We start from the raw sequence: 11,400 nt of genomic DNA, 5'->3' as shown, positions 1-11,400 counted from the left end.
CGAACAGGAGAAGACCGGTGGCCACCCAAGCCAGTCCCGCACCCGTCCCCCCGAACCCCTCGGGAGCACCGCCCGTCCCCGAGGCGGACCCGGCCCTGGTGGAGCGGTGGCGCTCCGGGGGCGCCGACCTGGTCGACCTGCTGACCCAGGTGCGCCAGCGGCTCGGCGGGGTCGCCGCCGTCCGGCTCGGGCCGGACCCGACCGTGCTGGTCACCGACCCGGCGGCCGCCCTGCGGGTCCTGGCGCAGCGGCCGGACCAGTACGTGAAACGGTCCCACCGGGCCCGGCTGCTGATCGGCGACGGCGTCCTGGCCGCCACCGGCGAGGCCTGGAAGCAGCAACGGCGGGTGCTGCAGGCCCAGTTCACGGGTACGGGGATGCGCCGCCACGAACAGCGGATCGAGGCGGCCGCCCGGCGGACGGCCGAGCGCTGGGCCGGTCACGCCCGGACCGGGCAGCCCGTGGACATCGGCCTGGAGATGCGCGGCTTCGCCCTCGACACCATCTGGCGCTCCCTCACCGGGCACCCGCTCGACGCCGGGACGGAGCGCGAACTGGCCTCCGTCGGCACGGTGGTGGCGGCCCTGCCGACGCTGCCCGTCGGCACGCCCGGCGCCCAGCAGGCCGTCGCGGCCGACCTGGCCCGGATCGACGCCGTCGCCGCCCGGGCGATCGAGGCGGCCCGGGACGGCTCGGCCGGCCCCGACGGCCCGGGCCTGCTGCACGTCCTGCTGGACGCGGCCGCCGAGCGGCCCGAGTACACCGACCGGCTGATCCGCGACGAGCTGGTGACCCTGCTGGTGGCCGGCCACGAGACCACGGCAAGCACCCTGACCTGGCTGTACCTGCTCCTCGACCGCCGTCCGGAGGCCCGTGGGCGGGCGTTGGCCGCCGGCGGCGAGGGCTCGCCGGAGCGCCGCGAGGCCGTCCAGGCCCTGGTCAGCGAGACCCTCCGGCTCTACCCGTCGGCCTGGGTGCTGCCGCGGCACGCCACCGAGGACGACGTGCTGGGCGGCTACCGGGTCGAGGCGGGCACCGATCTGCTGGTCTGCCCGTACCTCACGCACCGCGACCCGGCCCTGTGGCCGGATCCCGAGCGCTTCGACCCCGCGCGGTTCACCACGGCGGGACTGCGGCCGGCGGTGCCGGGCAGTTACCTGCCGTTCGGTCTCGGGCCCCGGGCCTGCCTGGGGCTGCAGTTCGCGCTGCGCGAGTCGGTCGTCCTGCTCGAACACCTGCTGCCCGCCTACGGCGTGGAGCTCCACTCGGTGCCCGCCGGTGCCGCGTACGGCATCACCGTCCGCCCCGACGGGCCGACCCCGGCCACCCTCACGGCGGTCGCCGGCCAGGGCTGACGCGCAAACTCGGCGCCCGGGGTCGGCGCCCGGGCCGCTGCGGTGCTGCGCGGCGGCGAGGCCCGGACGTGCCGACCCGGCATCGGGCCCCGGCGGCCGCCTCAGCCGGCCGCCAGGGTGCCCGGGTCCTGGACGACGGTGTTCTGGGCGGCGGCGATGCGCCAGACGCCGTCGTCCTTGGCCAGGAAGTAGGTCGGGGTGCCGGGCAGCGCACCCGGCCGTTCGACGGCGAGGGCGGCCGGGTCCGGGTGGCCGTGGAAGATCTCGTCGAGGTACACCCCGTCGCGGGTGACGGGGCGCTGGCGGACCTTGACGGCGGCGATGTCCGGACGGACGAAGAGGATGTGGACGGGCCGGTAGCCGGCCGTGGTGGGCGAGTCCGCAGTGGGCGGCAGCACCGTGCGGGTGAAGGCGGCGATCTCGTCCAGGCCGGTGAGCAGCCTGCCGTGCCCGGTGGTCCAGATCGCGTCCGCCCTGAAGTGCCGCAGGAACGCCTCCGGCAGGGCGTGCTGCTGGGCGTGCTCGACGTCGGCGACCAGCGCCACCACCGCGTCCACGTCCTCCTGGGGAACGGTGACTCCTGCGATCTGCGGGCTCATGACGGATCTCCTCGTGGCTGTCGGGCGGCCCCCTCCCGACCGGGGGAGGGACGCTCCCAGCCTCCAAGGTGAAGCACACTTCAAGTCAAGCGATCCACGCATCCCGGGCTGGCCCCGTCGCCGTCCTGGTGGCACCGCGACGGGAGATCGCGGCCTCCGGTCCGGCCCGGCCGTTCCGCCGTGTCCGGACGGACGGCCGCCCCGCGCTCACTGCTCCGTCGCCTCCTGGGCGATCCGGTCGAACTGCGCGCCCATCGCCTCGGCGAGGGCCTGGGCGGCGGAGAGCGGGCGGACCATGACGGTGAACTCGTCGATCTTCCCGGCCTCGTTGAAGTGCAGGAAGTCGCAGCCCTGGATCTGCTTGCCGCCCACGGTCGCGGTGAAGACCAGGGCGTGGTCGCGGCCGTCCGGGTTGGCGATCTCGCGGACGTAGGCGAAGTCCTCGAAGACCCGCATCGCGCCCCGGAGGATCGCCGCGGTGATCGCCTTGCCCGGGTAGGGCTTGAAGACGACCGGGCTGGTGAAGACGACGTCCTCGGCCAGGAGCGCCGCGAGGGCCTTCTCGTCGCGGGCCTCGACGGCCTTGCGGAAGGGGTGCACGGGCCAACCTCTCGATAGTCAACAAATTGAGTAGGTGCTTCAGTGAGTATCCGGGTGCGCCCGCCCGGTGTCCAGAGCCCGCGCACAGACGCCCCCCGACCACCGGGACGAGCACCGGAACGAACACCGGAGCCGGCGCCGGACGGGCCGCCGGGTACCGGTCGCCGGCCCACGGGCGGCCCGCCCACCTGGTGCTAGGTTGACCGGATGGCATTGCGCAACGCGGTGATGGCCGCCCTGCTGGACGGTGAGGCGTCCGGGTACGACCTCGCCAAGGCCTTCGACGCCTCGGTCGCCAACTTCTGGATGGCCACGCCGCAGCAGCTCTACCGGGAGCTGGAGCGGATGGAGGGCGACGGGCTGATCGCCGCACGCGTGGTCGAGCAGGAACGGCGGCCCACCAAACGGCTCTTCTCGCTCACCGAGGCCGGGCTGGCGGCCGTCCGGGCCTACACCGCCGAATCGCCGGCCAGGCCGACCGCCGTCCGCGACGAGCTGATGGTCAAGGTCCGGTGCGCGGACGTCGGCGACCTCGGGGCGGTCCGGACGGCCGTGGCGCAGCGGATCGAGTGGGCGACGGCCAAACTGGCCCGTTACCAACGGCTCCAGGCCCGGATGCTGAACGGCCGGAGCGAGGAGCAGTACTTCGCCGGGGCCGAGCGCGTCGGCCCCTATCTGACGCTGCTGCGCGGGATGGCCTTCGAGCGGGAGAACATCCGCTGGGGCGAGCTGGCGCTCCGGGTGCTCGACGAGCGGTCCGCGGTCCGCGGCTGAAGGCGGCGGGCGGGAACGTCCCGGGCCCGGACGGCTGTCCGGGGCCGGCCGCCGACCCCGGCCGTGAGCGCCGGCGGGGCGCGGCCCGGGAAGACGGCCGGGAACACGGATGCGGAGAACACAGGGGCGGACGCCGCGGGCCGCGACGGCGCTCGTCGGCCGGGCGCCGGGGCCGCCCGGAGCGTCCGCCCCCTACCAGGACTACGCCAGCAGGGACCTGACCGCGCGGCAGGTCACCGCCGAAGGCCGGTGGATGCCGATCCGGCTCGCGACCGAGCGGATGCGGCGGTTGGTCGCCTGTTGCGGGAGGTAGTTGCCGGAGTCGAGCAGGACGATGGCCAGGCGCATCGCCTTGAGGCGGCGGTTGTGGTCCTCGTACCAGGCCCGGGGCAGCCCGGGCGGCAGGGGCTGCGGGGCGGGCGGACCGAGACGGCGGCGTGGGCGGGCGGGAGTTGCGGCCTTGCGCTTGGACGTGGAGCGGCTGACGGTGGCAGCGGACATCGGCGACCTCCTGGTGCGGCGGTGGGGTGCTCACTGACAACACCTATTTTAGGCGCGGGGTCTGACAATCGGCCCGGTCCTGCGGAGGTCCGCCGCACCGCTCCGGCCCACTCTCCGGCCCGCTCTCCGGCCCGCTCTCGGCCCGCTCTCCGGAGCGGCCTCAGGGGGCGCGGCGCCCGGTGACGGTGACCCAGCCGTCCGCCGTCCTGGTCCCGCCGAGGGTCAGCTCGCCGGCGCCGGCCCGGTCCACCGCGAAGGCCCGTCCGGGGCACAGTGCCGGGAGCCGGCCGGCCAGCTCGGCGGCGGACAACGGGGCCGCGAGCCCGCTCACCGTCCAGACGGCGGGCCCGCCGAGGACCGCGCCGCCGACGCGCTCCAGCCACCGGGTGAGCCGGCGCCGGGAGCCGGCCGGGGCCTCCTCGTGGACGGCCGGCTCCAGCAGCGGGAGGGCCCAGGCGGCGACCTCGGGGGCGGGCCCCCGCACCCACAGTTCGGAGCGCCCGTGCCGTCGCAGCATCAGCTCGGCCTCACCGTCCTCGATCCTGCGCACGCTCGCGCGGGTGGCGCGCGGCAGCGGTGCGGCGCCCGCCAGGCGGCCCGGCTTCGGCGGCGGTCCGCTCCCCCACCCTGCCGCCAGTTCGCCGAGCCACCGCCCGAGATCGCGCACGGTGGACAGGGTCCGCTCCTCCAGCACGGCGGGCGGGCCCAGCAGCGCGGCGTGCTCCGCCAGGTCCGGGGCGCGGGAGGTGAGGACCAGCCGGGAGGTGGCGTCCGCCCCGCTGCGCTCGGCGGCCTCCAGCGGTTGCAGCGTCAGCAGGACGGAGTCCCGCCGGAGCAGCAGGGTCGCGCCGAGCGGCTCGGCCAGGGCCGTCCCCGCCCAGTCGAACCCGGGCATCCCGCCGGGCAGCAGCGGGGACAGCCGGCCCAGCCAGCCGGCGAGTTCGGCGGGCGTCCGGATCCGGCCGGCCAGCGGCACGGTGCCGGCCGGCACCCCGGCCGGCGTGACGTGCAGGATCCGCGCGCCGGGGCCGTCCGGGCCGAGGCCGGGCTCGGCCGTGGGCGCGATCTCCAGGTGCGGCTCGGCGAACCGCCGGCCGCCGGAGGTGCGGACGTGCAGGCCCGCCACGCCCTCCGCCGTGAGCAGGCCGGCCACCGCGGCCGGCGTCAACCCCCGGGCGAGTTCCACGCCGTAGGGCTGGTCGGGCCACCGGACGTCGCCCCGGACGACGTAGCCGTCCGGCTGCGGGCCGGCCAGCAGCTCCCCGGCCAGCTCCAGCCAGGCGGCCAACGGCCCGTCCCCGGCCCGCCATTCCAACGGATCGCGCACGCTTCCTCCTCCTCACCGGGCCGTCCGGCCCACCCGGTGCAGCCGGGCGGCCGGTCAGCGCACCACGTACAGCCGGCGCCGGCCGCCCGGCGCCGGCGCGGCCCACGGGGTGGAGCAGGTACGGAGTTCCCACGGCGCCGCTCCGCCCGGCTCGCCGTCCTCGGCGCCGAGGCCGTCGGCCCCGTCCGGGTCGCGGTACCAGATCCAGCCCTCGGTGCCGCTCCGGGCGCCCACCGTACCGAGGATGCGCAGGCTGGACAGGTCGTGGCGGGTGCCCAGTTCGTCGCCCCAGAGCATCAGCGTCCGGATGTCCTCGGGGGTGGTGTAGAGCACGCTCACGCCGTACTTCTGGACGGTCTCCCAGAGCTCCTCCTCGCGGAGGCCCTCCGGGTCGGCCGTGTGGATCACCTGCGTGGCGCCCGCCGCGAGCGGGCCGCGGACGCCCTCCGGGAGGCCGCTCCCCCAGCCGTCGGTGAACCGGCTCCAGTAGACGTCGACGTCCGCCTCGGGCGCGGGAACGACGCGCCGGGCGGGGACCGGGACGGTGAGCTGGGCGGGCGCCGCGGCGCCGGGACGGCGGCGGCCGGGCGCGGCCGGGCCCGGGTGCGCCCGCGCGGTGCGGCCGGACTCCGGTCCGCCGCAGCGCGGTTGGCCGGCCCTCGGCGGGCGGCCCGCCGAAGCACCGGCGCAACTGCCGCCCGCCGGCGCCGCCTCCGTACCCTCCGTGCCCTCCCCGGCCTCGGCCGGCCGGGCGCAGCCGCAACCGCAGTCCACGTCGGCACCGACGGCCCGCCCCGCCCGCTCACGTCTCCGGACGGCCAGCACGTCACCGGCCGCGCCCCCGGCGCCCGGCTCGGACGGGCCGTCCGACGGCACGGGCACGGCGCCGATCCGGGCGCAGGCGAGGACGGTGACGACCGTCTCGGGGGTGGCCGCGGCCCGCACCGCCACCTGGTCGCCCTCGGCGGCCCCCAGCTCGGCCAGCGCCTCGGCGGCGCGGGCGACCTCCTGCTGGAGGCGGCCGTAGCTGACCGAGCGGCCGCCACCGGGGCCGCCCTCGAAGTGGATCGCGACCCGGTCGCCGAGGCCGGCCTCGACGTGCCGGTCCACGCAGCGGTACACCAGTCCGGAACCGTTCCCGTACATGTCATCCCCGTACATGCTGCAAAACTCCTCGTTCGAACAGGCGGAAACAGCGCGGTTCACGGGCACCGCCGACGGCATGGCGGGCGGGCCGCCGGCGCGGCCCGCCCGCCCGGCCCCGTGGTGTGGACCGTCGGCGCATCCGGACGGAGGGTCCGGCGTCCACGGACGCGTCTGCCCCGCCCTGCCCGGAGTACACCCCCGGACACCTCTCCCTTGCCCATCCCAGCACCGGCCCGAGCCGCCGGGCAAGGCCGGCCCCGGCCGCCGAACGTCCCGGTGCCCCGTGTCCGCCCCCTCGGCGCCCCGTCCGAACGGCGCACCAGCACCCTCGGGCAGCACACCGGTTGCTCAGGTACCCGTAGCAACTACCGAAGCTCCCAGGGGGTTCCGTGGTACAAGCCCAGGGCCCTCCACCAGGCCCGCGGGTCCTCGCACGGCCCCAGTGCGGGTGCCCGGCCGGCGCCCATGTCCAGCAGGCAACCACCGTGGTGCGCAAGGATCCTGAAGGCGGTCGCCCGCAGCCCGGTGACCGGGTCGGCCCGGAGCGCCACCACCGAACGATCAACGAATCTCCACAACTGGGAGGAGTCGTCCGGGCCGGCCGGCGACCGGTCGTACCGCAGGCCGACCGTGCCGTCGGCCAGCACCGTGAGCACCCTGGGCTCGTGGGAGCCGCTCGACGCCAGGGACCGGACGACCACCTCCCCGCCCGGTGCGGGCCGGAGGGTCCACTGCTGGGCGCCCCCGGCCGCCGCGGCACCGGCCTCCTCCCCCACCCGGTCCCCGAGCCCGGCCCCGGCAGCGGCATCGATCCCGGCCCCCGCCCCGGCAGCGGTCCCGGCGGCCTGCATCGAGGGGCGCTCCTGGGCCGGGGCGGACTCCAGCCGCAGGCCCGAGCGCTGCGCGACCAGCATTCCCAGCCCCTGGTACGGGGGCGCGGCGGCCCGGACGGCGAGCGGCAGTTCGGCCGAGGCCGCCCGCCCGGCCGGATCACCGCTGTCGCCGCCCGGCGCCCCGACCGAAGGGTCGGTGTACGGGCCGGCCAGGCGGTGGGCGGACCGGGGTTCGGCGGCCGGGTCGTCCGCCGGCCGGCCGGACGCCTGGCCGGCGCCGCCGGTCAGCGGCACCGCCAGCACCAGGGCGAGGCAGGCCACGGCCTTGGCCGCGGTCGCGGCCGGCCCCTGCGGCAGGCCGGCGGGCCCCTCGCCGGGGCCCGGGAGCACGGGCCTCCCCGGCCGACCCGGCCTGCCCGACCTGCCCGACCTGCCCTGACGGTCAGGCCCATCCGACCTGTCCGGCCCGCCCGACCCCTCCGGCCCGCCCGACCTGTCCTGCCGGTCGCCGAGCAGGCCGAGGTCGTGGCAGCGCACGCTCCGCCCGGTCACGACGGACGCCGGCCCGTCCTCCGGGCACCCGGGGCCGCCCGCCCCACGGCCGGGCAGACGGGGGCCAGGCGTACGGGGGCCCGGCGTACGGCAGCCAGGCGTACGGCGGTCACGTTGTCCCGGTGCATCCGTCGTCTCCTTGCTCGGGCCGGACCCGGCCGACCGGCCCCAAGGGCCCGACCGGCGAGGACGACGGGTGCCGTCCGGCCCCCCGGGCCACCCGGCGGGCCGAGGCGGGCGGCGGGCCGAGGCGGGCGGCGGGCCGAGGCGGGCGGGTCCGGCCGGGCTCAGGGCTTCGACGGGATGTAGTACGGCCGGTTGTGGGCGGCCACCGGCGCCGACTGGAAGGTCCAGACCCCCGCCGCCGGGGCGTCACCGACCAGGAGGGCGAGGTCCCGGCCGGCACCGGCGGCCCGGTCCTCGACCGTGAGGGCGACCCGGCTCGCGGTGGAGCCGTCCAACTCATGGTAGTGGTAGGGCTGGTAGACGTTCATCGGCCCGGCGAGCAGACCCGCCGCCGGATCGGTGCCGTACCCGGTGACGGGCGCGCTGTTGACCGGCTCCGGGGTGAGGCCGGCCAGATCGGCCGAGAAGGAGAACAAGGTCCGGCCGGCCGGGCCGACCCCGCCGTCCGCACCGGGCGTCGCCTGCCGGCAGACCACCGACCAGGCCCGGCCGTCGGCGGGCCCGTTGAGCGAGGGCATCACGCTCTCGAAGCGGCCCGGGGACTTGGGCTCGGCGTAGAGCCGGCGGCCGGCGTCGATGGCGAGCGGGTTGTCGCACAGGACGTGGATCCGGGCGATGCCGAGCAGTTTGGTCTGGTCGACCCCGCGCGCGTACTCCCCGTACCCGATCGCGGCCAGCCGGCCGGCCGCGGCCGCGGGGTGGGCGACGATGTTGACCTCCACCTCCTGGGTGATCCCGCCGCCGCCCGGGTACTGGGCGAAGTACAGCTGGTAGTTGAGGGAGACGCAGGCCCGGCCGTCGAAGTCGGCCGCGGCCAGGTCGGGATGGTGCTCGGCGAGCAGGTCCCGGACCGGCCCCGGGGCCACCAGGTAGTCCAGCCCGACGGTGTGCAGCGCGCCGTAGTGGAAGGGGAGTTGGTACGGCGCGGGGACGGGTGGCAGCGGCGGCCGCTCCGCCCGCGCGGGGGCGTACGCCCGGCCGGGGTCGGCCGAACGGGCGGGCGGGGTGGCCGGAGCGGTGCGCGGGGACGGGCCTGCGGACGGGGACGGGGACGGGGTCGGGGACGGGGTCGGGCTCACGAGTGGTCGGCTCCTTCGAGTGCGGCGGGGCCCCGGAGCGGCACCGGCCGGTGGCGGGCGAGCAGGTCCTGGTGGATCCGCCCGGCGCTGCGCAGGGCGAGGGCCGCCATGGTCAGCGAGGGGTTGGAGGTCGCGACGCTGGGCATGCTGCCGCAGCCGACGGCGTACAGGTTGGGGTGGTCCCAGCAGCGCTGCCACTGGTCGACCACCGAGGTCCGCGGGGAGTCGCCCATGATGTGGGTCCCCGCGCCGTGGCCGGCCGCCCGGTAGGCGTAGGCACGGCCCTCGTGCTCGAAGCGGCCGGGCCACCCCGGCCCGGGTGCGAAGCGGGTCCGGTCCTCGGCCCCGAGGAGCGCGAAGAGCTGGTCGGAGACGGCCTTGGCGGCGGCGATCCCCCGTTTCACCCAGTCCGACAGGTCGTAGTGCAGGACCGGGCGCGGAATGCCCAGCGGGTCGCGGACGGCCGGGTCGAGGGTGACCCGGTTCGCCGGGTCCGCGTCCTGTTCCATCTCGAACTGGAAGGCGAACTCGCGGCCGATCCGGTCGCCGGCCGCCCGTCGCAGCTCCGGGCCGAACCGGCCGCGCCCGTCCGGCCCGCCGGTGCGCAGGAGTTCGGCGACCCGCCCGTCCGGCGGGCCGAGCGCCCAGGTCCACCCCCAGTTCCCGATCTCGACCCGGAACGGCGCCCGGCGGGCCCTGGCCGGGCCGAACCGGAATCCCTCCAGCCCCGAGGTCGAGCCCGGGCCGCGGTAGGGGCCGACCTGTCCCGGCATCAGCCCCCAGGTGAGCAGCACCGGATGGTCCATCAGGTTGCGGCCGACCTGTCCGCTGCCCGCCGCCGCCCCGGAGAGCAGCAGGAGTTTGGCGTTCTCGATCGCGTGCGCGGCCAGCACCACCAGATCGGCCTCGGCCGTGCGGGTCGCGGCTCCCGTCGCGCTCCCGTCCGCCGGGTGGCGCAGGTACTCGACACCGGTGACGCGGCCGCCCGCGTCCAGCCGGAGGCGGCTGACCACGGCCCGGGTGACCAGGCTGACGGAGGGCGCCCACCGGGCCTGGGTGCGCAGCGGGGTGTACTTGGCGCCGGACGGGCAGATCGGCACGCAGCTGGCGTGCCCGCGGCAGACCGCGTCCTCGGCGCCGGGCCGCGGCCCGCCGTCCGGGCCGGGCTCCGGGTGCGGCCGGCCGTTCCTGGCGTGCGGGGTGGTGACGACCCGCAGGGTGGTCGGCGCGGCCCCGGCCTCCTCCCGGACCGGGTGGCCGTCGAGCGCGCCGGCGATCACCGTGTCCAGGTGGCTGCGCGGGATCGCCCGGGTCGGGAACCGGTAGCCCGCCGGCAGGGGCAGGCCGACGGCCTCGCGCTGCTCGTCGGCGTCGGCGGCCACCCCCAGCTCGCGTTCGGCGGCGCGGTAGAACGGCTCCAGGTCCTGGTACCCGACCGGCCAGTTGCGGCCGTGGCCGAAGTCGCCGGCGCGGAAGTCCTCGGGGTGCATCCGCGGCGCCAGGCCCGTCCAGGCCAGTCCGGTGCCGCCGTTGGCCCTCAGGTACCCACTGGCGTACGGCAGCGGGCCGCGCTGCACGAAGTAGCCGTCCGCCTCGAAGCCGCCCTCCGGGCGGCCGGTGAGGTCGAGGATGTCCGGCGAGGGCGCGGCGGTGCTCACCGGGTAGGGCGAGTTGGGCACCTTGGCGAGGGCCGTGCGGAAGTTCTCCAGCGCGTCGGCCCGCTCCCGGCCGGGGTCGTCGGGCGTCCCCGCGCCGGCCTCCAGCACCAGGACGCGCCAGCCCCGGGCGCCCAGGTCCCGGGCGACCAGGGAGCCGGCGAACCCGGCGCCGACCACGATCACGTCCCACCGGCCGGCGGCCGGCCCGCTCACCGCTGCCCCGCCGGGGCGGTCGCGACGCCGCGACGGGGCCCCGGCGGCCCGCCCGCCGGTTCCTCCACGGACGGCGGGAGGCTCCAACTCCCGTGCGCCTGGGGTACGGTGCCCGGCGCCCGGGCGCCGAAGGTGCGCCAGACCAGGCCCTCGGCATAGGCCCGCGACGAGACCACGAAGGGGCCGTCCGCCGGCCTGTCCACCTGCTCGTCCGGCGGCGCGGCCGCCGTCCCGTCCGCCGCCCCCTCGGCGCCGGCCGGCGGGAGCCCGGGCCAGGTGCCCAGGTACCAGAGGTGGACGACCGCCCGCGCCAGCTCCCGTACCGACTCGTCGGGGAAGGCGGGCGGCCGGCCGGCGCCGGCGGCCACGGCGGCCCGCAGGCGGTCGAGCCGGGGCGGTCCGGCGCGCTCCAGCACCAGGCTGCGATAGGTGTCGGCCAGCCCGGTCGCGGACAGCTGTCCGACCCCGAACCCCGTCAACTCGGCGGAGAGGAACAGGAACTCCTCGGTACCGGTCATGACCCACCTTCCGGGGCGTGCGCCATGGGCATGACGCCGACGCCGCCGAGGATCATTCC

At 77.3% G+C, this 11,400-nt stretch carries 11 protein-coding genes; 2 read left to right on the top strand and 9 right to left on the bottom strand.

Annotated elements, in window-relative coordinates; all coding sequences use genetic code 11:
- Positions 1–17: 17 nt before the first annotated feature.
- Positions 18–1,355, top strand: coding sequence for a cytochrome P450 (locus tag IE329_RS10010; RefSeq protein WP_229927308.1), 1,338 nt, complete (start codon positions 18–20; stop codon positions 1,353–1,355).
- A gap of 101 nt (positions 1,356–1,456) precedes the next feature.
- On the opposite strand, the gene IE329_RS10005 is transcribed toward IE329_RS10010, so the two are convergent.
- Both IE329_RS10005 and IE329_RS10000 read right to left on the bottom strand, forming a co-directional pair.
- Entirely contained in the window at positions 1,457–1,954 is a 498-nt protein-coding gene (locus IE329_RS10005; protein WP_190210480.1) for an SgcJ/EcaC family oxidoreductase, read from the bottom strand.
- 207 nt (positions 1,955–2,161) lie between these two features.
- Positions 2,162–2,554 carry a nuclear transport factor 2 family protein gene (locus IE329_RS10000; RefSeq protein WP_190210479.1) on the bottom strand — a complete coding sequence of 131 codons (393 nt, stop codon included), beginning with the start codon at positions 2,552–2,554 and terminating at the stop codon, positions 2,162–2,164.
- 207 nt (positions 2,555–2,761) lie between these two features.
- Between IE329_RS10000 and IE329_RS09995 the strand changes: the two genes are divergently transcribed.
- Positions 2,762–3,328, top strand: coding sequence for a PadR family transcriptional regulator (locus tag IE329_RS09995; protein WP_190210478.1), 567 nt, complete (start codon positions 2,762–2,764; stop codon positions 3,326–3,328).
- A gap of 201 nt (positions 3,329–3,529) precedes the next feature.
- Here IE329_RS09995 and IE329_RS09990 read toward each other — a convergent pair whose 3' ends face one another.
- From IE329_RS09990 to IE329_RS09960, 7 genes are all read right to left on the bottom strand, one after another.
- Positions 3,530–3,829 carry a hypothetical protein gene (locus IE329_RS09990; RefSeq protein WP_190210477.1) on the bottom strand — a complete coding sequence of 100 codons (300 nt, stop codon included), beginning with the start codon at positions 3,827–3,829 and terminating at the stop codon, positions 3,530–3,532.
- A 160-nt stretch (positions 3,830–3,989) separates the two neighbouring features.
- Positions 3,990–5,156 (bottom strand): hypothetical protein, encoded by a 1,167-nt coding sequence (locus IE329_RS09985; RefSeq protein WP_190210476.1) that lies wholly within the window; start codon positions 5,154–5,156, stop codon positions 3,990–3,992.
- A gap of 54 nt (positions 5,157–5,210) precedes the next feature.
- Positions 5,211–6,317, bottom strand: a complete 1,107-nt coding sequence (locus tag IE329_RS41445) for an AMP-binding protein (RefSeq protein WP_373311136.1) — start codon at positions 6,315–6,317, stop codon at positions 5,211–5,213.
- A gap of 350 nt (positions 6,318–6,667) precedes the next feature.
- On the bottom strand, positions 6,668–7,525 hold the full coding sequence (locus tag IE329_RS09975) for an RICIN domain-containing protein (protein ID WP_190210474.1): 858 nt from the start codon (positions 7,523–7,525) through the stop codon (positions 6,668–6,670).
- Positions 7,526–7,974: 449 nt separating this feature from the next.
- Positions 7,975–8,952 (bottom strand): hypothetical protein, encoded by a 978-nt coding sequence (locus IE329_RS09970; protein WP_229927307.1) that lies wholly within the window; start codon positions 8,950–8,952, stop codon positions 7,975–7,977.
- Positions 8,949–10,823 (bottom strand): GMC family oxidoreductase, encoded by a 1,875-nt coding sequence (locus IE329_RS09965; protein WP_190210473.1) that lies wholly within the window; start codon positions 10,821–10,823, stop codon positions 8,949–8,951. Before IE329_RS09965 ends, IE329_RS09970 begins: the two co-directional genes overlap by 4 nt.
- Positions 10,820–11,341 carry a hypothetical protein gene (locus IE329_RS09960; protein ID WP_190210472.1) on the bottom strand — a complete coding sequence of 174 codons (522 nt, stop codon included), beginning with the start codon at positions 11,339–11,341 and terminating at the stop codon, positions 10,820–10,822. The genes IE329_RS09965 and IE329_RS09960 overlap by 4 nt, the downstream gene beginning before the upstream one ends.
- Between the last annotated feature and the right edge of the window lie 59 nt (positions 11,342–11,400).

This window comes from Kitasatospora indigofera (genome assembly GCF_014655955.1).
In the GTDB taxonomy this organism is placed as follows: Bacteria; Actinomycetota; Actinomycetes; order Streptomycetales; family Streptomycetaceae; genus Kitasatospora; species Kitasatospora indigofera.
The sequence above is the reverse complement of the archived record's forward strand: the minus strand, read 5'-3'. Positions and strand labels throughout refer to the sequence as shown.